The organism is Achromobacter sp. Root170 (genome assembly GCF_001428165.1).
Lineage (GTDB): Bacteria > Pseudomonadota > Gammaproteobacteria > Burkholderiales > Burkholderiaceae_B > Achromobacter > Achromobacter mucicolens.
Genome location: NZ_LMHN01000015.1, coordinates 712,737 through 736,762, shown reverse-complemented (window position 1 = coordinate 736,762; position 24,026 = coordinate 712,737). Strand labels below are relative to the sequence as shown.

Genomic DNA, 24,026 nt, shown 5'->3' with positions numbered 1-24,026 from the left:
ATCGTCCGGGCAGATCATTCCTTGAGCGCGGAACATCCCATCATCTGAACCGAGCCCGATCCCGCAGGCGTCTGGCCGCGGATTGCCGCCGCCATTACGCCGGCCAGGCTCACCACCGCGCGCTGCTGCGCGGCGATCAGGCTGGGGATCGCGTCGTCCGGCACGTCTTCGGTGACCACGCTGCGGCACAACAGGCCCGTGCCCTTGGCATCCACGGGGCGCACGCGCCAGGTGGCGTCCAGCTGTGCCATGCGCCCGGACACCATCTCAAAGCGCTGGACGTCGGTCTGAATACGCCAGATCGGCGCGCCCGGCCCGGGCTTGACCATCTGCACGTCCAGCGCGCCCAGCTCGCGCTTGAGCGCGTCGGACAACGCATTGCGCAACTCGTCGCCCAGCGGCGAACTCCAGCGCTCGGAATAGAGGGCGGAAATGCTGCCGTCGCCGGTGCGAACCATGAGTTGCGGCTGGTCAGCCTGCGTGGCAAGCGTGACGGGCTGCACCTCGATCAGGAACGAGGCGGAGCCGGGTGCCGCGCCCGGTGCCCCTGCCCGCTCGGGCGTCTGCAGGGTGTAGTAGTGAACGGGCGGCGACGAGCCGCAGGCCGCCAGCGCGCCGGACAGCGCCAGCACGGCCAGCGCGGCGCGGCTGCGTCCGCGGGCAAACGGGATTGCGAGGCAAGAGAGTCGGCTTTTCATGAGCGTCTAGTTCCTGACTGGGCCGGCGCCCGGGATGGGGTCGTCGCCTCTGCCGCGCAGCAGGGCTTCAGGGTTGGATTGCAGGAAGTCGGCCAGCGCCCGCAGCGAACGGGCGGCGCGGCTCAGTTCCTGCATGGCCCGTTCCGCATTGACCGGCAGCGAAGCGTCGGTGGCCAGCAGCGAGTTGATGTTCGCCATCGAGTCCTTGGCCGCCTTGAGCGCCTTCTGCGCTTCGGGCGCCACCTGCTTGTCCAGGCGGTTCATCAGCTTGGACGTGCTGGCCAGCGTGGCGCGCAGGTCCTCGCCGATCTTGTCGAACGGAATCTTCTCGATCTTGGTGACGATGTTGGTGACCTGCTGCTGGAGCTGATCCAGATTGCCGGGCACCGTCGGGATGATCGCCGGTTCTGACATCTGGAACTCGACCGGCTTGGCGTTCGGGACGTTGTCCAGCACCACGTAAAGCTGGCCGGTCAGCAGGTTGGCCGTGCGCAGCTGCGCACGCAGGCCATGCTTGACCATCACCCCCAGCAAGCGGCCGCCGGCCACGTCGCCTTCCTTGATCGCGCGCTCGCGCACCTCTTCGTAGACACGGCCAAGGCGTTCGGGATACAGCGTGGCGTCCACCAGCGAATAGAAGCGCTTGGTCTCGGGGTCGAAGTCCAGCGTGATCTGCGTGACGTCGCCCAGCGTGATGCCGTTGAAGTCGATCGGCGCCCCCACGGCCAGCCCGCGGATCGACTGGTCAAAGCGCATGCGGATGGGGAAGGCTTCGCCGTCCGGGTTGGCCTTGGCGGCGGCCTCGGTGGCGTACAGGTCGAACTCGGAGTCCGCCTGGGCAGGCGTGTCGCCGTCGCGCGCGGTTTGCACGGTTGCGAAGGCCACACCGCCCACCGCCATCGACACGAGCGACTGGGTGCGCACCTTCAGGCCGTCGGCGTTGACGCTGAAGTCCACGCCGCTGGCGTTCCAGAAGCGCGTGCCGCTGGTCACAAATTTATCGTTGGGCGCATCGACGAATACTTCGACGTTCACGGCGCGGCCGTTCTCGTCCAACGCATAACCGATCACGCGGCCCACATTGATGCGGCGGAAATAGACGGGCGACCCGATATCCAGTGAGCCCAGGTCCGACGCCTTGAGCATGAAGCGCTTGCCCGCGCGGTCGTGGGTCACGGCGGGCGGGGTTTCCAGACCTTCGAAAGACAGCTTGGTGGCCCGTTCGGTGCCGTCCTTGCCCTCTTCCGCGTCCACGCCGATATAGGCGCCCGACAGCAGCGTGCCCAGGCCCGATACGCCGCTGACGTCCAGCCGCGGCCGCACCACCCAGAAGTTGGTGCCCTCGCGCGCCAGATCGGAAACGTCCTTGGCCAGTTCGGCTTTCACGACGACCTTGCTGCGATCCGAATTGAAGCCGATGGATTTGACCGTGCCGATGTTCACGTCCTTGTAGCGAAGCTGGGTCTTGCCCACCTCCAGCCCTTCGGCGGTATTGAACGAAATCGAAATGTCGGGGCCCGCCTGCATCCAGGTCCGCACGACCAGCGACAGGCCCATCAATGCGGCCACTACAGGCACCAGCCAGATCCAGGAGATCCGGCTCTTCTTCTTGCGCGAGATCGCGGGTGACGCGAACTTCTCTTCGCCGGATCCGGGTGCTTGCTCGGACATCTACTTTTTCCTTGTTCTGAGCGGAAAACAACGGCGCGAGGCCTTTCCTAGCCCGCTTGCTTGCCGGCGGCAGACGCCGGCGCATGCCGGCCCTCCACCGGCGCTGATTCGATTTCGGCCTGATCTTCCAGGTCCCAGCTACGGCGCAGGTCAAAGCTCATGGCCGCGAGCATGGTCAGGATGACGACCACGCCAAACGCGGCGGCGCCCGCGCCAGCGCTGATTTCCATCAGGCCTTTGAAGTCTGCCAGAGCCGCCAGCAATATAACGACAAAAACATCCAGCATTGACCACTGGCCAATGAATTCAACCATCTGATACAACCGCGTACGCGCCCCCAGATTGGTTGTGCTACGCCACTGTTCGGTCAGCAGCAGCAGGATCAGCGCCATCAGCTTGGTCAACGGCACGGCCACGCTGGCAATGAAGACGATAAGCGCGATGTCCCAGGAACCCATCTGCCACAGCTCGACGACGCCGCCCAGGATGGTGTGCGCGCTGTCGCCAAGCAGCGAGTTGACGTTCATCACCGGCAGCACGTTCGCCGGTATGTAAAACACCACGGCCGCCAAGAGCAACGCCCACGTGCGCGCCAGATGATCGGGCTTGCGGTAATGCACCACGGCGTCGCAACGCACGCAGTGATGGTGCGCTTCGGGATCGGCATCGCGCGGCAGGGCCTGCACCTGGCCGCAGACGTGGCAACCGGTCAGGACGACGTCCGGCCCGGCCTCGGGCACATGCACGGGCACGACGTCGACGGATTCGGCATACCGCCACAGCACGTGCGGCGACAGCCTGCCGAGCATCGTGAGCAGCACGGTCAGGATGCCGAACGCGGCCAGCCCAATGCCCGGCGACACCGCGGCCATCCCGGCCAGCTTGACCACCGCGACCAGCACGCCCAGCAGAAACACCGGCACCATGCACCACGGCCGCAGCAGGCCCAACAGGCGCATCGCGCCGTGAAACCCGGCGGGCTCGCGGTGTTGCGACAGCGGCCCCAACACCCACAGCAGCACGGACAACTGAAGCAGCGGCAGCGCGAAACCGGCCAGGCCGGTCATGATGGAGACCACCCAGTGGCCTTGGCGCCAAGTGATGGAAATGGCGTCCAGCAGCGAGGCCTGCTGGACCATGCCTTGCACGGACATCGACGCGACCGGGTAGGCGTTGGCAACCCCGAAGACGATCAGGGCAGTGATGGCGAGCGCCAGCCAATTGGACAAAGTAAGCCCGCTGTAGCGCCAGAGCACGGCGCCGCAGCGGGCACAATTGGCGGTCTCGCCAGGTTCAAGCTGATGTCGGCGATAAATGCTTGCGCAGTGTTCGCACTCGATCAGCGGCTGGCGGTCCGCGGTCATCAGTCGACGAGTTCGACTTCCTGCTTGTCCGGCGCGTCCGACGAAGGCGGCTTGCCGCTTTCGTCAAAATCCAGCGTGACCTTGCCCGACTCGTCCAGATCCACCGTGACCGAACCGCCGTCGACCAGCTTGCCGAACAGCAGCTCGTCGGCCAGCGCGCGCCGGATGGTGTCCTGAATGAGGCGTTGCATGGGACGCGCGCCCATGAGCGGATCGAACCCCTCCTTGGCAAGGTGTTCACGCAGGCGCGTGGTAAAGACTGCTTCCACGCGGCGCTCGTGCAGCTGGTCTTCCAGCTGCATGAGGAACTTGTCGACCACGCGCATGATGACCTCGTGGTCCAGCGCGGCAAACGGGATGATCGCGTCCAGGCGGTTGCGGAATTCAGGCGTGAACATGCGGCGGATTTCCGCCATTTCGTCGCCCACCATCCGCGAATTCGCAAAACCGATCGACGGACGATTCAAGGTCTCGGCGCCCGCGTTGGTCGTCATGATGAGGATGACGTTGCGGAAGTCTGCCTTGCGGCCGTTGTTGTCGGTCAGCGTGCCGTGGTCCATGACCTGTAGCAGGATGTTGAACACATCCGGGTGCGCCTTTTCGATTTCGTCGAGCAGCAGCACGCAATGCGGCTGCTTGGTGATGGCTTCGGTGAGCAGGCCGCCCTGGTCGAAGCCCACGTACCCCGGCGGCGCGCCGATCAGGCGCGACACCGCGTGACGCTCCATGTACTCGGACATGTCAAAGCGCAGCAGTTCGACGCCCAGCGTGAAGGCCAGTTGTCGCGCCACTTCGGTCTTGCCCACCCCGGTGGGGCCGGACAACAGGAAGGCGCCAATCGGCTTTTCCGGCTTGCCCAGGCCCGAACGCGCCATCTTGATGGCGGCGGACAGCGCATCGATGGCGCCGTCCTGGCCGAACACCACTGTCTTCAGGTCGCGGTCCAGCGTGGCGAGCTTGCTGCGGTCGTCGTTGGAGACGGACTGCGGCGGAATGCGCGCGATCTTGGAAACGATGTTTTCGATGTCGACCTTGCCGATTACCTTCTTCTGGCGCGAACGCGGCAGCAGGCGCTGGGCGGCGCCGGCCTCGTCGATCACGTCGATGGCCTTGTCGGGCAGGTGACGATCGTTGATGAAGCGGGCCGACAATTCAGCGGCAGCCGACAGCGCCGCGGCCGAATAGCGCACGCTATGGTGCTCTTCAAAGCGGCTCTTCAGGCCGCGCAGGATCTGCACGGTCTGCTCGATGCTGGGCTCGGCCACGTCGATCTTCTGGAACCGGCGCGACAGCGCGTGGTCCTTTTCGAAGACGCCGCGGTATTCGGTATAGGTGGTGGCGCCAATGCACTTCAACTGCCCGGACGACAGGGCCGGCTTGAGCAGGTTGGAGGCATCCAGCGTGCCGCCCGATGCGGAACCCGCGCCGATCAGCGTGTGAATTTCGTCAATGAACAGAATGGCGTCGGGGTTGCCGCGGATCTGCTTGAGCACGCCCTTCAGGCGCTGCTCGAAATCGCCGCGGTACTTGGTGCCAGCCAGCAGCGCGCCCATGTCCAGCGAATAGACCTGAGCGGCCTGCAGGACTTCGGGCACTTCGCCGCGCGTGATGCGCCAGGCCAGGCCTTCGGCGATGGCGGTCTTGCCAACGCCGGCCTCGCCCACCAGCAGCGGGTTGTTCTTGCGGCGGCGGCACAGCACCTGAATGACGCGCTCGACTTCGTGCTCGCGGCCGATCAGGGGATCGATCCGGCCCGCAAGCGCGGCGGCGTTCAGGTCGGTGGCGTACTGATCCAGCGGCGACTGACGCGAATCGCCCTGCTCTTCACCATTGGGCTGTTGCTCTTTCTGCACGGCGGCGGACTCCACCTGCGGCTGTTTGGTAATGCCATGAGACAGGAAATTGACCACGTCCAGACGCGTGACGCCCTGCTGTTGCAGGTAGTACACGGCATGCGAGTCCTTTTCGCCAAAAATGGCCACCAGCACGTTCGCGCCCGTGACGGGCTTCTTGCCCGTGCCGCCGGCCGAAACATGCATGATCGCGCGCTGAATGACGCGCTGGAAACCTAGCGTGGGTTGCGTGTCGACTTCGGCGCCGCTGGGGATCACCGGGGTGTTTTCCGAGACAAACTGGCGCAGGTTGCGGCGCAGGTCATCCAGGTTGGCCGCGCACGCGCGCAGGACCTCGACCGCCGAAGCGTTGTCGAGCAAGGCGAGCAGCAGGTGCTCGACGGTAATAAATTCGTGCCGGGCCGAACGGGCCTCGACGAAAGCCATATGCAGGCTGACTTCAAGCTCTTGAGAAATCACGCTTCCTCCGTAACGCATCGAAGCGGGCTAATACACGATTCATATTCTATGCCGATCATGGCGTAACGCCAGCGATTTCAAAAACCACGCTGTCGTGCCGGCCATGTGTATCCATGACGGTTAGCGTATACCGGCCGTCGTGCGCCAGCACCAAATTAAACGGATGACCCGCGGCGCCATGACTTGCGACACGACCATCGAGCATCCACCATACTTCGCCTTCAGCGCCCTGGACGTCGACGTCCAGCGCAACTTGCCGCATGCCGGGCACGGGCCGCAGCACCGAACCGTTGGCCACGCCGCCGAGCCGCAGCGGTCCCTGGGTGGCATCGGCATAGCCCGCAAACGAGGGCGGCGCCGTTTCATTGAGCATCCAGGCGGCCCGCTGCTCGGGACACGCGCCCGAGGGCTCGCTGCCCAGCCTGTAACCCAGGGGCCAGCATGTCACCACCGCCTGCACCGTTTCGGGCCTGACGCGGACCTGCTGGGCGCCTTCCGGCAACGCCGCCACAATGTCTTGCAGTAGCGGCGCCGCCACATTCGCCCCGAAAAATCCCGGGTTCGGCGTACCGTCGGGTCTGCCGACCCATACGCCGATCGTCCATCTGTCGGTCACTCCGACCGCCCAGGCGTCCCGGAAGCCAAAACTGGTCCCGGTTTTCCAGGCCAGTTGCCGTCCGGGGCTGCCCGACTGGTAGAACGGCCGGTCCGGGTGTCCACCGCCTTCGAGGATGTCCCGGACGATCCAGGCCGCGCCAGGACTCATCATACGGGACTCGACAAGGGGTTGCTCCGCCGTCAGGCGGGGCCGCCCCGAGACGCCGCCCCGGGCCAGCGCGCGATAAGCGCCGACCAGTTCTTCCAATGTGGTGCCGCCCCCGCCCAAAATCAAGCTCAGATTCGGCTCCGCCCCTGCGGGCATACGTAACTTCACGCCTCCCGCCAGCATAACCGAGGCAAAACTGACCGGTCCGACCCGGTCCAGCAGGTCCACCGCAGGCACGTTGAGCGACCGCTGCAAGGCCTGCGCCACGCTCACTGGCCCCGCGAACGCCGCCTGGAAATTGCCGGGCGCGTACCCGCCGAACGACATGGGCGCGTCCATCAGCAGGCTTTCCGAGTGGATCAGCCCCTCGTCCAACGCCTGCGCATACAGGAACGGTTTGAGCGTGGAGCCCGGCGAACGCACGCCGCGCACCATGTCCACATGGGAATACCGGGAATCGTCGGAAAAATCTGCCGATCCGGCGTAAGCCTTGACCTCCAGCGAGTCGTTGTCCATTACCAGCACCGCCATCGACACCTTGGGCGGAAGGTTATCGACCCGGTCCAGCAACATTTGTTCCACCGACGCCTGCATGTCGGCATCGAGCGTGGACGTGACGAGTGGCGGCCGTCCGCCGGCGCGGCGCGGGCCGCCCGCCTCCAGCAGCAGGCGCTGCGCGGCCAGGGGCGCCAGCCAGCGCGCCCTGAGCGGTGGCGCAATCACGGTCTCGATCTTGGCGTCGGCCACCTCGGCCGGCGTCCAGCGGCCCAGTTCGGCCATGCGGTCCAGCACCTTGTCGCGCGCGGCTTGAGCGGCTTCGGGGTGGCGGTCGGGGCGCAGCCGCGACGGCGCCTGCGGCAAGGCAGTCAGCATGGCGGCTTCGGCGGGCCCCAGGTCGCGGGCGGGCTTGCCCAGCCACAGCCGCGAACCCATTTCGACGCCCTCGACGATGCCCCCCATGGGCGCATGCGTCAGGTACAGGGACAGGATCTCGTCCTTGCTGTAGTGCATTTCAAGCTGCACGGCGCGCCAGGCCTGCCGCAGCTTGGCCGACATCGTGCGCGACGGCTTGCCGGCAAGCTGCGGATCGATCAGCCGCGCCACCTGCATGGTCAGCGTCGATCCTCCCGACACGATGCGGCGGTTGGTGGCCCACTGCCACCCGGCGCGCACGAGGGCCACGGGGTTCACCCCCGGATGCCAGTAGAACCAGCGGTCCTCATAGGTGAGCAAGGTTTCCAGATAGCGGGGCGAGACCTGGCCGGGCTGGACCGGATAACGCCAGATGCCGTCGCGGCTGGGATAGTTGCGCAGTGGCGTGCCATCGGCCGCGACGACGACCGCCGCCCCGCCCGAGTCGATGGGGGGCAGCGGATACAGGCGGTCCAGCGCGAATAACAACGCGGCCAGCGCTGACAACGCGCTGGCCGCGAAGATGCCGCGCCGCCGCCAGCGGCGGGCGCGCGATGCGCCCGCCCCGGTTGCGGCGGCGGCGTTCAAGGACGCTTGGCGCCGCGATCGCGGATTTCGACCGTGCTCCATTGCTCACCCACGCCGCGGATTTCGGGGCGGTACATATCCTCGGCCACCGTCGACGGCACCGCATAGCGGCCCGGCGTCACGACGCGCACCAGATAGAACACGTCCACCTTGCCACGGCCCAGCGATACCGCCGCCACATAGCGGTCGTCGCGGAACTCGCGATGCTTGATGTTGGAATCCGACATGGCGTCGGCCACGCGGCGTCCGCCGATCTTCCAGTCCTGCATCTCGGGGCTTTGCGACAGGTTCAGGTTTTCGACCTCGAAGCCCGCCGGCACGCGGTCAACCAGCAGCCCGTCCGGGATGTTCTGGTTGGCGCTGGCCTGGACCCACACCACCAGCATGTCGCCGGTCTGCAGCGTGCCGCCATCCCACGGGCGGCCATCCGGACGGTACCAGCCGCGCTTGAGCTGGATGATGTCGTTGCGCGGCGCGGGGGTCGCGGTCGGGCTGCCCTGGATGTCGTACTCGACAAACAGAGACTGGCTGCCGGTGTTCTGGAGCTGCGTGCCCGCCAGGTCCGCCGCGGCCAGCGAGACCGTCTGGTCGGTCTTGCCGCCGGACAGCGGCTTGCGCTCGCCATTGACGGTCAGCACGGCTTCCCACGGCGTGTTCTTGCTGCCGCCCGCGGCACGCGCGGCCAACAGAAGCGCCATCTGTTCCTGCGTGGACAGGTACGAACGATTGCCCAGGCGGCTGGAGAGCTGGTTCAGCAGGTTTTCGCTGCGCTCGTGACGCAACTCGTACTGCGAAACCAGCGCATAGGACAGCGCGTAGTCGCGCACGCTGCTGCCGTAATCGCCCATCCATTCGTCGTAGTAGGCGCTGCTGCGGTTGTTGATGTTGATGCCATAGGCGCGCGTCATGGCCAGGTCGAGCGCCTGCTTCATGCGCCCTTCGTCACCCATCAGCTTGAAGGCGGCAGCCAGTTGCACCAGCGGCAGCGGCGAACGTGCGCGTTCCTGGTAGTTGTCAAAGAGCTGACGCACCGTCGACAACGGGGCCTTCTTGTCGCGCGCCAGCACGAGCGCGGCGGTGGCCAGGCCGGCGAAGCGGCGATGGTCTTCGCGCAGCACGTTGGCGTCGCTGCTGTCGATGCGGTTGGCCTCGACGTTGCGGCGCAGGTTGGCCGACCACGTACCGAACGCGCCCGTGCTCTGCTGCACCTGTTCCAGCAGCCAGGTGCGGGAACGGTCCAGCGACGATTCGGGCACGTCGAAACCGCGGTCCCGGGCGTCCTGCATGAAGCCCACGGCATAGGCCGTCAGCCACACATCGCGCGAGGACGAGCCGCTCCAGAGGTTGTACGAACCCACCGAATTGCGCATGCCGGACAGGCGGCCAATGGCGCCCGCCACCTTGGCGGCGCGCTCGGCCTGGGTGCGCGGCTTCAGGCCGAACTGCTTGGCCGAATCCTCATCGAGCATCACCCACGGCATGGTCGCGCTGATGGTCTGCTCGGTGCATCCGTACGGATAGTTGAGCAGGTCCTCGACCAGGCGGTTGACGTTGAACGGCGGACGGTTGGACACCGTGAGGCTGACGGTGGTGGAGTCCGGGTAGTAGGACGCGACCCACGATGCCTGCGCCGGCTGCGATTCGCCCGGATTCAGGCGCAGACGCCGGACCTGGCGCTCGGGCGCGTGCGCCGGCTGCACCTGCAGCACGGACTCGCGCACGATGTGCACAGGCTTGGCGCCGCCCTGCCCGTCCACCGTCAGGCGCATCAGGCCAAGGCCGTACGAACCGGTGGTGGTGGCCGTGAAGCGCAGGGTCGTGCGCTGCTTGTCCTTCAGCGTGACGGTGCGCACGCCATCGACGATGGCCAGCGGATCCAGCGCCTCGAGCTTGACCGAGATCTTCTGCTCGGCGCCGCTCAGGTTGGTGACGTCCAGCGCAATGGCGGCCTGGTCGCCCGGCGTGATGAAACGCGGGGTGTTCAGTTCGGCCACGATCGGCGCGGCCACCACCATTTCGGCGTCGGTGCTGCCGTAGTTGTCGGGCGTGAACGCAACGGCCATCAGGCGCAGGGTGCCGTTGAAGTCCGGCAGATCCAGCGGAATGTCGGCCTCGCCCTGCGCGTTCAGCGCAACGGGCCCCGAGAACAGGTCCACCAGCTTGACCTTCTTGGGCAGGCTCTTGCTGTCGCCGCGCATCGCGGCGTCGCCGCCCCACTTCAGCTTGCCCTTGGTGCCGTCCATCTTTTCGATGAGCTTGCCGTACATATCCAGCAACTCGGGCGCGTAGCGGTGCTTGCCGAAGAAGTAATCCAGCGGATCGGGCGTGGCGTACTGGTTGATGTTGAGGATGCCCACGTCGACCGCAGACAGCGTCACCATCGCCTGCTTGCCCTGCGCGCCGTCGACCTTCACGCGCACGGTCGTCTTCGTCTCCGGCACGACCTTGGGCGCGGCGGTGAGCTTGACGTCCAGCTTGCGGTCGGCGCTGGCGATCGGCAGGAATGCCAGGCCCAGCGCACGGGCCGGCGTGACGCGGTCGCCTTCGCTGCCCGGGCGGAATACCGCGGCCGCCACGTACAGGTCGTGACGCTTCCATTCCTTGTCGACCGGAATCTCGACCTCGGTGCCGGTCGCCTTTACCGCCACCCACTTGGACCACAACATGCGGTCGCCTTCGACGGTGATGAGCGCCTGGCCGTCATGCGGCGGCGTGAGCGTCAGCTTGACGGTGTCGCCCGGCTTGGCCGGCACGCCTTCCAGCTTCATCTGCACGCGGTCGGGACGGTTGCCCATCGCGTCGGCGTCCTGCGCATTCCAACCGGCATAGAAGCGATAGCGCATCGTTTCGCCGGTTTCCGGATCCGTTATTTCCAGGCGGTAACGGCCCCACTTGACCGGCACCGTCAGCTGGGTGCGATCCTTCAGCGCAATTTCGCGCGAATCCACCAGTTCCTCGGTTTCGGTATAGCCGCTGTTCCAGCCGCGCTGGTCGTCGAAGCGCCAATAGTATTGGCGCTCTTCGCGGAACAGGCGCATTTGCGCCTGCGCAAGCGGTTCGACCTTGCCCTGCGCGTTGGCGCGGATCACTTCAAAGCCTGCCGGCGCGTTCTCGCGGGCCACGTCGCTGTCGAACTGAGGACGCACGGCGATCAGCTTGTCGGCGGGCCAGACGGTGCGTTCGATGGAGCGCACCACCGGGCGGCCGCCGGATTCCAGCAGGCTGGCCGACACGCGTACCTTCATCGGCGAATGCGTGCCGGAGGCGTTCGGGTTCACGTCCAGTTGCGCGCGGCCCTTGTCGTCCAGCGCGGTTTCCGGCAATTCGCCAAAGCTGCGCCGCGTATCGTCGGCCACGTCGCCGAAGATGAAGCCGGGCCATTGCTGGGCCAGCGCGAAGCGGTCACGCTTGACCTGGAAGGTGGCCAGCAGGCGGTTGCCCGCCGCCGGCGCGCCGTACAGGTAATCGCCCTGCACATCGACGGTCAGTTCCTCGTCGGGGGACAACACGTCCTGGCCCGAGGTCAGCGCCATCTTCATGCGTTCGGGCAAAAATTCTTCAACCTGGAATTTCCAGGACGCATCCGGGGCGCGCGAGGCCGGATCGACGCGCAACTCCAGCATCCACGTGCCGGTCTGCGCATCCAGCGGCAGATCGATTGCCCGCTCGACATAGCCGGGCAGGTCCTTCTGCGGCTGCCACAGTGCGGTCTGCACCGTGCGGCCATCGGGGCGCTTGATCGTGGCGGTCAGCGGCGACGGCGTCAGCACACGGCCGTCCAGGTCGCGCGGCAGCACCGACACATGGAACGTTTCGCCAGGGCGGTACAGGTTGCGGCCCGCATAGACGAACAGATTATTGGCGCGCGACGCGTGGCCGCCCGTGTCGAACTCGGACAGGTCCAGCGCCGGTTCGCCCAGCGCCAGCACGGTCATTTCCTTGTCGCGCGAGGCGCGGATGACGCGCGCGTTGGCAAAGCTGCCGTCAAAGCGGACATGGCCCTGCGCATCGGCAGCCGCCTTGGCCAGCGGCTTGCCGGCGCCGTCCACCAGTTCGAACACGGCGCCCGAAATCGCCTGGCCGGACTTAAGCGACACCGAATACGCTTCGATGCGATCGCTGTAACGGCGCGCGTGCAGCCCGATATCGCTGACGTAGAAATAGGTGACCTGATATTCGTAACGGAACCGGCCCGGCTGGCTCATGACCGCGACATAGATGCCCGGCTCCTGCAGTTCCTTGATGCCTTCGACCGGCAGGAACGTGACGTGGCGGCGGTTGGGCTTGTCGTCGGTGATGAAGCGGCCCTGATAGACGCTGGTCGTCAGCGAATTCAGCCGGTCCAGGTCCCAGTTGCTGACCGAGCCCTTCAGGCTGCGGTTACCGGCATAGCGCCAGTCGTTCTCGTCGTAGCCGTTGTCGTCCTCGTCGTCCGAGGCGGCCGGGGTGCGGCCCACGCCCAACACGGTGTCGAAGAGTTCGGGCACACGTTCGGGCGATACGCGCAGGAATTGCACGTCGACCTCGGGCACGTTGACCGTGGCCACCGGCAGACCGCCGTTCTGGCCGGCGGGCAGTACCACGCCGCGGCTGGCGAAGTAGAACGAAGGCGGCATGGCCTGCGTGCTGACTTCGCAATGCGAGGCCTCGGCCAGCGCGACCTTCTCGCCCGCGCCCGGCAGGCCCGAGCGGACCGTGATGGCGTACGAGCGCTGCGGCTGCACGTAGGGGAAGTACACGACACGCGGGTTGTCGCCGACGACCCAGTTTCCCTTGACGATCTTGCCCTTGGGCGCGGAATCGCCAGGACGCACGGAGGCCGGCTGCTGGCCCGCCGCGGCGGCCGATTCGCTGTCCTCGTCGGCCTTGCCCGCAGTCGAACCCGTGTCGGTCACCTGAAGGAAGGCATCCAGATTGCTCTTGGCATCCACTGGTTGCGTGAAGGTCACGGCCAGCGACAAGGCATCGTTGTATTGGCGAGGCTGGCAGTTCAACGCGGCGAAGGGATCCGCGGCACCCACCGTTGCAGTGGCCGGCAGCGCTGGCGCACCGCCGTTCGCCGCCTGCGGGGCAGCGGCAGTTGCCGTCTGCGCCGCCGGAACCGCGGCCGGCGTTGCCGGCTGCTGTCCCTTGCCCATCCACCAGCCCACGCCAAGGGCGCCGGCCAAGACTGCGACCCCGGCTACTGCCAGCCAGGTCTTGTTGAACTTTCCACTCACGGCGAAACCCTCCCCGCCCACTAGAATGCAACGCTCCTTAGCGGCGGAGCTGCCGACCCGCATGCGCCGCGCGCTTCCCGTTACGCGGCAAAACCGTTCATCCCGTCATCCGGATGCAACCGGCAGCACAACGCCGCCATTGCTGGCGGCGCTGTCTTTTTCCGTTTTCAAACCGGTTCCATCACGCATTGCAACGGGTGCTGGCGCGCCCGCGCATATTGACCGACCTGCGCGATGCGCGTGGCCGCGAGGTCGCGCGGGTAAACGCCGCAGACGCCTCGACCTTCGTGATGGACCTGCAGCATGATCCGCGTCGCCTCTTCCTGATTCTTATTGAAGAATTTCTGCAGCACTTTCACGACGAACTCCATCGGGGTGTAGTCGTCATTGAGCAGCAGCACCTGGTACATCGGTGGCGGCGCAGCGCGAGCCGGCGCCTTTTCGACGACCAAGTCATGCTGGGAATCCAAGGTAGAACTCATAGGGCGGGTATTCTATTTAAACTGGGGACGGCAACCACTCAACTTACTGAAAATTACACGCAGAAATACGTAGTATCCATACTTGACTAGGTCAAGAAAAGCGGCGCATTATCCACGCATTCTGGGGTTTTCAATTCACCGAAAATCTGCCAGGAAGCCGGAGGGGGGACAGGGGTCTAGACCACAATGCCCTTCTGTCAACATACGATTCAATGAGGCAGGCCGCATGTCTGATACGACCGCAACCGCCGTCCAAGGGGACAATCCCAAATCGACGGGCACCGTCAAATGGTTCAACGATGCAAAGGGGTTTGGCTTCATTACGCCCGACGATGGCGGTGAAGATCTGTTCGCCCACTTCTCGTCCATCCAGATGAATGGTTTTAAAACCCTGAAAGAAGGCCAGAAAGTGGCCTTCGAGATTATTCAGGGGCCTAAAGGCAAACAGGCGCTTAATATTACGGCAGCCTGAGTTACCCTTTAAAGCGCAACGGTAAGGTTGCGCCATTATCCAGGCGGGGCTTTCGGGCCCCGCCTTGTTATTTTCTAATTACTCCGCCGGACCATGCTGAAGATTGCAGTTTTGTTTCCCATTGTGCGCTCACTGTTCAAAACAACGTTCACCAAGGCATCGTCAGCGGGAACTTCGGCGGGCCGCAAGGGTTCGGTGATTGCCGCCGCAGCCATCGCGTTCGCAACCGCCGCCCTGCCCTTGCCGGCCAGCGCCCAGCAACAGACCGGTCCGCAACCCAAGCTGCCGACCACCCAGCTGTCGGCAGGCATCCATATTATCCGCGCGGAAGTCGCAGACACGGACGCCACGCGGCGCGACGGCCTGATGTTCCGCAGGGAATTGCCCGGCAACGACGGCATGCTGTTCGTCTTTGACCGCCCGGACGTGCAGTGCTTCTGGATGCGCAACACGCTGCTGCCCCTGTCGATTGCCTTTATCGCCGACGACGGCACGATCGTCAACATCGAGGACATGGCGCCGCAGACCGAAGATCCCCATTGCGCGAAAAAGCCCGTGCGCTACGCGCTGGAGATGGCGCAGGGGTGGTTCGACGCCCACGGCATCTCCGCGGGCAAGAAGCTGGACGGGCTGCCCTGATTCGGCCCGCAACTGTCAGCACCGATACAAGACAAAGGGAGCCCGAGGGCTCCCTTGTCGTTGGGGCGGCGGGTACTGTCCGCCCGGGGTCACTGCCTTACACGCGCTCGACGATCAGCGCGATGCCTTGGCCGACACCGATGCACATCGTGCACAGGGCATAGCGGCCGCCGGTGCGATGAAGCTGGTTGATGGCCGTGGTGGCCAGACGCGCGCCGCTGGCGCCCAGCGGGTGGCCCAAGGCGATGGCGCCGCCGTTCGGGTTCACGCGCGGGTCGTTGTCGGCAATGCCGAGCTGACGCAGCACGGCCAGGCCTTGCGCCGCAAACGCTTCGTTCAGTTCGATCACGTCCATCTGATCCAACGTCAGGCCGGTCTGGGCCAGCACCTTTTGCGTGGCGGGCGCCGGGCCGATACCCATGATGCGCGGCGCGACGCCGGCGGTCGCCATGCCGACCACGCGGGCGCGCGGGGTCAGGCCATGACGGGCGGCGGCCTTTTCGTCGGCGAGCAGCAGCGCGGCGGCGCCGTCGTTCACGCCCGACGCATTGCCGGCGGTGACGCTGCCGCCTTCGCGGACCACACCCTTGAGCTTGGCCAGCGACTCCAGCGACGTTTCACGCGGGTGCTCGTCCTTGGACACGACGATGGGATCGCCCTTCTTCTGGGCGATCGACACGGGCACGATTTCGGCGTCGAAGACGCCTTCCTTCTGAGCGCGAGCGGTCTTTTGCTGGCTGGCCAGCGCGAACAGATCCTGGTCGGCGCGGCTGATATTGAAGTCGTCGGCGACGTTTTCGGCGGTCTCGGGCATCGAGTCCACGCCGTACTGCGCCTTCATCAGCTTGTTGATGAAGCGCCAGCCGATGGTGGTGTCGTAGATGGCGGCGCTGCGCGAGAACGCGCTGTCGGCCTTGCCCATGACGAACGGGGCGCGGCTCATGCTTTCCACGCCACCGGCCAGCATCAGGCCGGCTTCACCGGCGCGGATGGCGCGCGCGGCGGTGCCGATGGCATCCAGCCCCGAACCGCACAGACGGTTGACCGTGGCGCCGGGCACTTCGATCGGCAGGCCCGCCAGTAGCGTGGCCATGCGGGCCACGTTGCGGTTGTCTTCGCCCGCCTGGTTGGCGCAGCCCATGATGGCGTCGTCGAGTTCTTCCCAGCGCACGCCGGGGTTGCGCGCCACGAGGGCCTTGATGGCTACGGCAGCCAGATCGTCGGGCCGCACGGAAGCCAGCGCACCGCCATAGCGGCCGAAGGGGGTACGGATCGCATCACAGATAAAGGCATTCACGGTCATGGGAAGCTCGGAGTGAAGTGAAAGAACTCGGGATCGGACGATCTTAACGCAGCGGTTTCGCGCCAAGTTGGTGCGTTGCACGGATGTCCGCTGCACGGACAGTGTCCAATGGACGTTCACATTAACCGGCCGTGCGGCGCCCGAAAACGGGCGCCCGTGCACGCGATCAGGGCGTCCCGGCCTTGGCCGCGCGGCCCGCCTCGACGATGGCTTGCCGGCGGAAACGGCCGGCCGCCAGATGGTAGAAAGGTTGCGGGCAGAATTGGCGCGACACGCCGGACGCCAGCAGCGACGCCACCAGCAGCCAGAACAGCATGGGCTGGCTGCCCGTCATTTCCATCACCACCACGCTGGCCGTCAACGGCGCCTGCGTGGCGGCCGCCAGAAAGGCGGCCATCGACACCAGCACCAGCACGCGCTGATCGACACCATTGCCCGCGAGCTCCCAGATGTGGTGGCCGATGCCCGCGCCCGTGGTCAGCGCCGGCGTGAAGATGCCGCCGGGAATGCCCGCCCAGTACGACGCCACGGTCGCGAACAGCTTGGCGATGCCAAAGCCGTCCGGCACCGAATCCTTCCCGTTGAGCAGATCGGCGGCGGCGGCGTAGCCGGTGCCGTACACGCTGCCCGCGGTGCACAGGCCGATGACCGCCAGGGCCAGGCCCATGATGAACGCTGTCCAGATCGGATGCGCCCGGATCCAGCCGCGCCACGATTGCGGCGCCGCCAGGACGGGGCCCTTGCCCAGCAACCGCGCGAAGATGCCGCCCAGCGCGCCGTTGAGCGCGCCGCAGATGACGATCCACATCAGCATGTTCTGGGACAGCGGCGCGCCGCCGAACACGCCGAAATAGGGATTGTTGCCTTCAACGGCCACAACCAGAAAGCCGGCGGCCAACACGCCGATCAGCACCAGCCGCTGCCAGCGCAGCACCGTGCCGCGGCCCAGTTCCTCGATCGCGAAGATGACCCCGGCCAGCGGCGCGTTGAACGCCGCGGCCAGGCCGCCCGCAGCGCCCGCGGCGATCAGCTCGTTGGCGTGAAAGCCGCGCAACTGCAGGCCGCGGCGCTTCCAGAAGTCGCCCCATGCCAGCATCAGCGCTGCGCCGACCTGCACCGAAGGCCCTTCGCGGCCAATCGACGCGCCCGCCAGCATGCCAAAGAACGCCAACGGGATTTTCCAAAGGCTTTGCGCCAAGGACACCAGGCTGCTTTGGCTGGGCCCCGGCGGCAGCGACAACGCGCCAATGACCTGGGGAATGCCGCTGCCCGAGGCGTTGGGCGCGAAGCGCAACGTGAGCCAGCGCAAGGCGGCAAGGCCGAACGGCATCACCAGCAGCGCGAGCCATCCGTTGTAGGCCACCCACTGCCGGTTCCACGCCAGCGCCTTGTCGGCAAGATAGGCAAAACCCAGCGACATGAGCGCCACCAGCGCGGCGCCACCCAGCAGCAGCCCCAGTTGCACGCTTTTGCGTGACAGCCGGTTGACCTGACGCACCTTGCGGCGCGTAAGCCGGCGTGTTCGGGCAATGACGCGGCGGACGGGGTCGGGCAGGGGCATGGACGAGAAATGGGTGGTGTGGCGGGTTGCCAACCATACCATCCCCTCCTGACCCGTAACCGAACGGCCGCCGCCCATCGCGGGGCCGGCCGCCTTAGAAGGACGACCAGTCGTCGTCCTGCGAGGCGTTGGCCAGCGCGGGCCGGGCCTGCACCGGGCGCGCGGCCTGCGCGGCAGCGGCGGGCTTGCGCGCGGCGGTGCGTTCCGACGGCAGCAACCGGGCTTGCGCCTGAACCGCCGTCGCGCCGCCCGCATCGACCTTGAAGCGGCGCACTTCCTGCGCCAGGCGGGTGGCCTGCTCCTGCATGCTGGCTGCGGCCGCTGCCGCTTCCTCGACCAGGGCGGCGTTCTGCTGGGTCACGGCGTCCATCTGCGACACGGCCTGATTCACCTGGCCGATGCCGGCCGATTGCTCTTCCGAGGCGCCCGAGATCTCGCGCACCAGGGTTGCAACCTGGCGCACGCTGTCGACCACTTCGCGCATCGTGCGTCCGGCTTCGTCGACCTGACGCGTGCCGCCTTCGACGCGGGTCACCGATTCATCGATCAAGGCCTTGATCTCCTTGGCGGCCACGGCGGAACGCTGGGCCAGCGTGCGCACCTCGCCCGCCACGACGGCAAAGCCGCGGCCCTGCTCGCCCGCACGCGCGGCTTCCACCGCGGCGTTGAGCGCCAGGATGTTGGTCTGGAATGCAATACCGTCGATCACGCCCGTGATGTCGGCGATGCGGCGCGAGCTGTCGGAAATTGCGCTCATGGTCTGCACCACGCCTTCGACCACTTCGCCGCCGCGCACGGCAACGCTGGACGCCTGGCTGACCAGACGGTCGGCTTCCCCGGCGTTGTTGGCGTTTTGCTGCACCGTGCTGGTCAGTTGCTCCATCGACGCCGCGGTCTCTTCCAGCGAGGACGCCTGCTCTTCCGTGCGCTGCGACAGGTCGGAGTTGCCCTGCGCGATCTGGGACGACGCCGAAGCGATGTTCTCACAGCCGTCGCGCACGTCCTTGACGATGCGAGCCAGGCTTTCGTTCATGGCCTTGAGCGCCGCCATCAGGTCGCCGGTTTCGTCGCGCGTGGCGACGCGGATATCGGCAGTCAGGTCGCCCGCGGCCACCTGGCGCGCCGCCGACACGGCCTCGCTCAGCGGACGCACGATGCCTCGCGTCACCAGCCACCCCAGCAGCATGCCGATGGCCACGCCGGCGATCGCAAGCGCGATCATCACAGTGCGAACCGTTTTGTAAAGATCCGTCCCGTCCTGCACGGAAAGCTCGGCGGACTTTTCCTTGTTGACCGCCAGGTCGGTCATCAGGTCATCGAGCTTTTGCGACGTCGCGATGACGCGCCGTTCCGTCTCGGCCACGCGCGCGTCGGTTTGCGTCAGCGGCTGCGACTTGGCCGCCTCGAAGAACGCCATGGCCTCGCGCTTCCATGCCTGCTCGGTTTCATTGAATTGCGCCAGCAGGCGCTTGGCCGGTTCGCCGTAGAAATTCTCGGCCGCCTTGTCCCGCAGGCCGTCCATGGTCTTGACCGCATCGTCGAACTGCTTGCGCAGCGCCAGCCGCGCGTCCTCGGAGGAGGCGGCCAGGTAGGCGTTACGCGCACGCCCCGCGTAGATGAGGTTGAGGTTGGCTTCCTTCAGATCCGAAATGCCGCGCAGTTCGGTGTTGTAAAGCCTGTCATTCATTTCATTGATTCGCGACAGCCCCCATACGCCGAACGCCCCGATCGCACCGCCTATCACCGCCACCAGCAAAAACGCGCCCGTCAGGCGTGCCCCGATGCGCATTCCCGAAAATAACCGCAACATGCTTCCCTTCCCTGTGAGTGCCCCGGCTTGTGGCGGCGTTGCCGCAGCCCTGCGCTCCGGGGAGCAGGCGCAGGCCGGAGGAAACGATAGCGACGTTTGGCTTAGGGCTTACCCTGAAGAGAAGCCAGTTCCCGTGTCAGTTTCGTGTAATGAAATCGACAGTCGACAGGGGTTTTTGAAACTGAATTTTGTCTGAACAAAATAAAACCCCTCGCCGGGGCGAGGGGTCGTTTTCACGGGGTGCGGCGGGGGGGCCGCAAGGCGCCCGGAACTGGAAATCAGGCGAAGTTCTTCGCGGCGAAATCCCAGTTTGCCAGTGCCCAGAAATTCTCCAGATACTTGGGACGCGCGTTGCGGTAGTCGATGTAGTACGCGTGTTCCCAGACATCACAGGTGAGCAGCGGCTTGTCGGCCGTCGTGAGCGGGGTGGCGGCGTTGCTGGTGTTGACGATGTCGACCGAGCCGTCGGCCTTCTTGACCAGCCAGGTCCAGCCCGAACCGAAGTTGCCGGCAGCCGACTTGTTGAAGGCTTCCTTGAAGGCGTCGAAGCTGCCCCACTTGGCGTTGATGGCGTCAGCCAGCGCGCCGGTGGGAGCGCCGCCGGCCTTGGGAGCCAGGCTGTTCCAGTAGAAGGTGTGGTTCCAGACCTGAGCGGCGTTGTTGAAGATGCCACCCGAGGACTTCTTCACGATGTCTTCCAGCGACAGCGTTTCGAATTCCGTGCCCGGGATCAGGTTGTTCAGATTCGTGACGTACGTCTGGTGATGCTTGCCGTAGTGGAACTCCAGCGTTTCCTTGGAGATGTGCGGCGCCAGGGCGTCGAGTTCGTAAGGCAGGGGGGGAAGAGTATGTGCCATGTGATGGTTCCTTCTGTTGAGAGCACGATCAAGCCGGTCAATTGTATCGGCAACTCCTGAGGATACCGTGTTAACCCCGCGCTGGCGCGGGGTTAACGGGCACATGCTTATTACCGGGCCGTTCCCGCGCCCGCGCGCGACCGCGGGCATCTGGTCACTTCGTGTAGCGCAGTTCCCTACCGCCGGCCGTCTCGACCAAGGCGCCGTCGTCGGCCACGGCCAGGACTTTGTGCAGCGGCGCGCTGGCCGCGCCGTCCGGCACGTCGATATCGATGCGAATGGACCGCGTGGCCGGATCGATGCGGCTCACGTCCACCTCATGCCAGCGTTCGCCAGCCGGCAACGGCACGAATACGGCCAGGGACTTCAGCGCGCCCTCGGCGATGGGCACGCTGACGCCGTCCGCGCCCTCCGATCGGCGCGGCCCGCCGCCGTAATCGGCATCAGCCGACGACGCCGCCACATCGATGCTGACCGGCCTGCCGCGGTGATACACCCGCACCGTCAGCATGCCGGGCTCGGCGGGCAGGCTGTCGGCGCGCACATCGGCGATGGCTGAAAACGGCCGCAGCGGCGGCGTGTCCAGGAAAATCTGCTTGCCGTCGGCGCGCCAGGCGCCGTGCGCGTTGATGTCGACGGCGCCATAGCTCAGGAAGTATTCAAAGCTGCCGTCGTCGCGCAGCAGCAATTCGCTGCCGACCTCCCGAACACCGCTCAGAAAATAGTGTCCCGGAACGCGGATGGCTTCGGTGGATTTGTTCGCGGCCTTCGCACCCAGGCGCCGGCCTTGCGCGGCCGGTGGCCCGCACTCCGCCTGCAGCGTAACGCCCGCCTCCTGCAGGGTCTGCGCGAAGACCGGATCGGACTGGCAGACGAGCGCCATGCGAAACGACTGCCCGGGCGGCGCGACAGCCGCGTCGAACCGCGCGCGATGCCGCGCCAGCAAGGCCAGCATCCCGGGCTGGCCGGTTTCGAGCGCAACCCATGCAGGCCGACGCCCCGAGGCGGCGCCGGCGTCAGGGCTCGCGCCTGCCTCCAGCAGCGCATTCGCCAGATCCTGGCGGCCCAGCCGTATCGCAGCCGTCAGCGGCGTGTCGTCGCCGGCCACCGGCGCGTCCAGGTCGGTTCCCGCGTCCTTGAACTGGCGCAGGACCTGGACCACGGTGTCGTGCCGCGCGGTGATCAGTTGCCGGCTGTGCAACAGCATCGACACGACGCGCTCGGGCAAGCGGCGTCCATCACGCGCGCATGCCGATTCGTGGCCGGTGAACCCGGCCGCATGCAGTTGCGCAAAGTAGCCGGGCTTGTCGACCAGCACGAACTCGGCGTTGTCCGGCAGGCAGGCCTGCGCGATCGCCTGGCCATTCGCGGCACTCACGCGGCGCACCATGTCGATGTCGCCCGACACCACGGCGGCGTTGAGCAGCGCGTACGGGTTGGGCGCTGCCGGTAGGCGCGGGTCGTCGAACCGGGCGCCGGCGCGCAGCAGCCGATCCAGCATGGCGGCGTCCTGACGGCCGATCAGCCAATACAAGGCGCTCTCGCCGTCCGGTGCGATGGCGGCCGGGTCCGCGCCCTTGGCGAGCAGCGCGTCGACGACGGCGACGTGGCCGGACGTGGCCGCCAGCAACAGGGGCGGCGTGCCGCCCGCATCCTCCGCCCCCGCTGGCGCGGCATTCCGCCCGGGCGCCGGCGGATTCACCGGCACGCCAGCGTCGATCAGCATCAGGGCGAGCGCCGTATCGCTGTTTTCCAGCGCCTGGCGGATGGCGCCCGCGTCCAGGGTTTTCATGTCGAACCCGGCGTCCGCGAACATGTGCAGGACCGCCGCGCCCTGCCCGCCCGGTTGCCGCAACAGCTGCGCCACCGGCGAGTTGCCGGGATCCTGCAGCGCCGCGCGCAAGGCGCCGGGCGTCATCGCGGACAAGAGGGTGCGCAGCAGCGTCGTGTCCCCGGCCCGCACCGCGGCATCCAGCGCCGACTGGCGGTCGTAGCCGTCGCGCCGCAAGCCGGGATCGGCGCCCCCGGCGAGCAGCGTCTTGACGACGTCAGACTTGCCGGCTTGCACGGCATCAGCCAGCGGCGTGTTGCCATGCGGCTCCGCGGCGTCGCCATCGACCGGCGCCCCCAGGGCCAGCAGGCGCCGCACCGTCTGCGCGTCGCCGCGCTGTGCGGCCAGGTTCATGATGGGCCGGTTGCCCATCTCGGGTTTGGCGAAGATCAGACCGCCTGAGCCTACCTGCGGGCCGCGTTGCGCAAAGGGCATGTCCGCGCGCAGCAGCAACCCGGCGGCCTCGGGGTGCCCGCCTTCGACCGCCGCCTGCGCCGCGTCCAGCCACACATCGCGTTCCCCGCTCTCGCCCCACCCCGTGGCGGGGATCGTGCGAGGTCCCTGCTCCATCAAGAACGACACCGCCTGCGCATCACCCTGGTAGGCGGCGAACGCCAGCGCGGTCAGCTCCTCTTCATAAGCGGGACGGCTGCCCGAGGCGGCCAACGCGCGCAGCGCTTCTGCCCCTTCGGTCAATTCCACCAACGGGAGCCAGCACAGGAAGTCGGCCGCCGGCCGCACCCGGCCTTGTCCGTCCGTCATTGCGCTCGACGCGGCGGCCTTGTCCGCGGCGTCCAGCGCCGCATAGGGGCGGCTGGCGCCGGCGCCGAACAAGGCAACCACCATCCGCGTCATGTTCTTGCGATCGACAAGGCGCGGCAGGTAGGTCATGCGCACCGCATATTCGAAATCGCGATTCAGCAGGAATTCCAGGGGCGTTTCGTTGGCGTCGCCGCGCTGGTCCGGGTTGGCGCCCGCGGCCAGCAGCGCCTCCATCGTCTCTGGCGAGCCGTACAGCAGGGCCAGGTGCAACGGTGGCCGCCGCGATTCGTACGTGATGTCATCCAGCGCGGGTTTGGTGGCCAGCAATGCCGCCAGCATTCGCGCGCGGGCCGGCAGGCCGGCCTCGTGGGCCTGGCGCAGCCGCGCGGAATCTTCCGGCGTCAGGTCCCAATACACATACTGCGATCGCAGGCCGCGGGGCGGCATCAGCAAAGCGTGCAGCAACGGCACGCCGTTCAAGGCATAGTCGCCAGGGCGATCCACCTGCGCCAGCGCGGCCAGAAACGCCGCCTCATCGTTGCGGCTGACCGCCGCGAACAGCGCCTCGGTTTGCGGGGTGTCGGCGTTTTTGTATTCGCGGTACGGCGACGCACAGTTGCAATCGGCGGCTGCGGCTGCGGGCGGCGTGACTGAGGGCGCAGTAGCTGCGGGCGCTGCCACCGCCGCCACGGAGCCAACCCCCGTTGCCCATATCGCCGCGGCCAGACCGGTAGCCGCCCATTTCAGATTTCTGTCTTGGAACATCCTGCCGCCATGGT

Annotated in this window: 14 protein-coding genes; 2 read left to right on the top strand and 12 right to left on the bottom strand. The window is 66.5% G+C overall.

Features of this window, described 5'->3' with window-relative positions; all coding sequences use genetic code 11:
- Positions 1 to 14: 14 nt before the first annotated feature.
- From ASD87_RS17720 to clpS, 7 genes are all read right to left on the bottom strand, one after another.
- The gene (locus ASD87_RS17720) at positions 15 to 698 is read right to left on the bottom strand and encodes a membrane integrity-associated transporter subunit PqiC (protein ID WP_056324291.1); all 684 of its coding nucleotides are present in this window, start codon (positions 696 to 698) and stop codon (positions 15 to 17) included.
- A 6-nt stretch (positions 699 to 704) separates the two neighbouring features.
- The gene (locus ASD87_RS17715) at positions 705 to 2,369 is read right to left on the bottom strand and encodes an intermembrane transport protein PqiB (protein ID WP_056324287.1); all 1,665 of its coding nucleotides are present in this window, start codon (positions 2,367 to 2,369) and stop codon (positions 705 to 707) included.
- A 47-nt stretch (positions 2,370 to 2,416) separates the two neighbouring features.
- On the bottom strand, positions 2,417 to 3,733 hold the full coding sequence (locus ASD87_RS17710) for a paraquat-inducible protein A (RefSeq protein ID WP_056324285.1): 1,317 nt from the start codon (positions 3,731 to 3,733) through the stop codon (positions 2,417 to 2,419).
- Entirely contained in the window at positions 3,733 to 6,045 is a 2,313-nt protein-coding gene (clpA, locus tag ASD87_RS17705) for an ATP-dependent Clp protease ATP-binding subunit ClpA (RefSeq protein WP_056324674.1), read from the bottom strand. Before clpA ends, ASD87_RS17710 begins: the two co-directional genes overlap by 1 nt.
- A 55-nt stretch (positions 6,046 to 6,100) precedes the next feature.
- Positions 6,101 to 8,311 (bottom strand): penicillin-binding protein 1C, encoded by a 2,211-nt coding sequence (pbpC, locus tag ASD87_RS17700; RefSeq protein ID WP_056324282.1) that lies wholly within the window; start codon positions 8,309 to 8,311, stop codon positions 6,101 to 6,103.
- Positions 8,308 to 13,530, bottom strand: coding sequence for an alpha-2-macroglobulin (locus ASD87_RS17695; protein ID WP_082586339.1), 5,223 nt, complete (start codon positions 13,528 to 13,530; stop codon positions 8,308 to 8,310). The genes pbpC and ASD87_RS17695 overlap by 4 nt, the downstream gene beginning before the upstream one ends.
- A 167-nt stretch (positions 13,531 to 13,697) precedes the next feature.
- Complete coding sequence (gene clpS, locus ASD87_RS17690) at positions 13,698 to 14,012, bottom strand: ATP-dependent Clp protease adapter ClpS (RefSeq protein WP_056324280.1); 315 nt, start codon at positions 14,010 to 14,012, stop codon at positions 13,698 to 13,700.
- A 226-nt stretch (positions 14,013 to 14,238) separates the two neighbouring features.
- On the opposite strand from clpS, the gene ASD87_RS17685 reads away from it, so the two are divergent.
- Positions 14,239 to 14,484, top strand: coding sequence for a cold-shock protein (locus tag ASD87_RS17685; RefSeq protein ID WP_006220277.1), 246 nt, complete (start codon positions 14,239 to 14,241; stop codon positions 14,482 to 14,484).
- Between the two features lie 195 nt (positions 14,485 to 14,679).
- A complete protein-coding gene (locus tag ASD87_RS17680) occupies positions 14,680 to 15,123 on the top strand; it encodes a DUF192 domain-containing protein (protein ID WP_369818551.1) in 444 nt (147 codons plus the stop codon).
- Between the two features lie 97 nt (positions 15,124 to 15,220).
- On the opposite strand, the gene pcaF is transcribed toward ASD87_RS17680, so the two are convergent.
- The 5 genes from pcaF to ASD87_RS17655 all read right to left on the bottom strand — a co-directional run bounded on the left by pcaF (position 15,221) and on the right by ASD87_RS17655 (position 24,012).
- Positions 15,221 to 16,426, bottom strand: coding sequence for a 3-oxoadipyl-CoA thiolase (gene pcaF / locus ASD87_RS17675; protein ID WP_056324277.1), 1,206 nt, complete (start codon positions 16,424 to 16,426; stop codon positions 15,221 to 15,223).
- A gap of 166 nt (positions 16,427 to 16,592) precedes the next feature.
- Positions 16,593 to 17,987, bottom strand: a complete 1,395-nt coding sequence (locus ASD87_RS17670; RefSeq protein ID WP_056324665.1) for a chloride channel protein — start codon at positions 17,985 to 17,987, stop codon at positions 16,593 to 16,595.
- A 94-nt stretch (positions 17,988 to 18,081) separates the two neighbouring features.
- A complete protein-coding gene (locus ASD87_RS17665; protein WP_056324273.1) occupies positions 18,082 to 19,797 on the bottom strand; it encodes a methyl-accepting chemotaxis protein in 1,716 nt (571 codons plus the stop codon).
- A 278-nt stretch (positions 19,798 to 20,075) separates the two neighbouring features.
- Positions 20,076 to 20,654, bottom strand: a complete 579-nt coding sequence (sodB, locus tag ASD87_RS17660; protein ID WP_056324270.1) for a superoxide dismutase [Fe] — start codon at positions 20,652 to 20,654, stop codon at positions 20,076 to 20,078.
- Between the two features lie 154 nt (positions 20,655 to 20,808).
- Positions 20,809 to 24,012, bottom strand: coding sequence for an ankyrin repeat domain-containing protein (locus ASD87_RS17655; RefSeq protein ID WP_200952204.1), 3,204 nt, complete (start codon positions 24,010 to 24,012; stop codon positions 20,809 to 20,811).
- Positions 24,013 to 24,026: the final 14 nt, after the last annotated feature.

Bases quoted from the DNA above. Each gene is read 5' to 3' on its own strand.
- ASD87_RS17710 (WP_056324285.1), bottom strand. From the start codon at position 3,733: ATGACCGCGGACCGCCAGCCGCTGATCGAGTGCGAACACTGCGCAAGC.
- pcaF (WP_056324277.1), bottom strand. From the start codon at position 16,426: ATGACCGTGAATGCCTTTATCTGTGATGCGATCCGTACCCCCTTCGGC.
- ASD87_RS17720 (WP_056324291.1), bottom strand. From the start codon at position 698: ATGAAAAGCCGACTCTCTTGCCTCGCAATCCCGTTTGCCCGCGGACGC.
- ASD87_RS17685 (WP_006220277.1), top strand. From the start codon at position 14,239: ATGTCTGATACGACCGCAACCGCCGTCCAAGGGGACAATCCCAAATCG.
- ASD87_RS17715 (WP_056324287.1), bottom strand. From the start codon at position 2,369: ATGTCCGAGCAAGCACCCGGATCCGGCGAAGAGAAGTTCGCGTCACCC.
- clpS (WP_056324280.1), bottom strand. From the start codon at position 14,012: ATGAGTTCTACCTTGGATTCCCAGCATGACTTGGTCGTCGAAAAGGCG.
- ASD87_RS17655 (WP_200952204.1), bottom strand. From the start codon at position 24,012: ATGTTCCAAGACAGAAATCTGAAATGGGCGGCTACCGGTCTGGCCGCG.
- ASD87_RS17670 (WP_056324665.1), bottom strand. From the start codon at position 17,987: ATGCCCCTGCCCGACCCCGTCCGCCGCGTCATTGCCCGAACACGCCGG.
- sodB (WP_056324270.1), bottom strand. From the start codon at position 20,654: ATGGCACATACTCTTCCCCCCCTGCCTTACGAACTCGACGCCCTGGCG.
- ASD87_RS17665 (WP_056324273.1), bottom strand. From the start codon at position 19,797: ATGTTGCGGTTATTTTCGGGAATGCGCATCGGGGCACGCCTGACGGGC.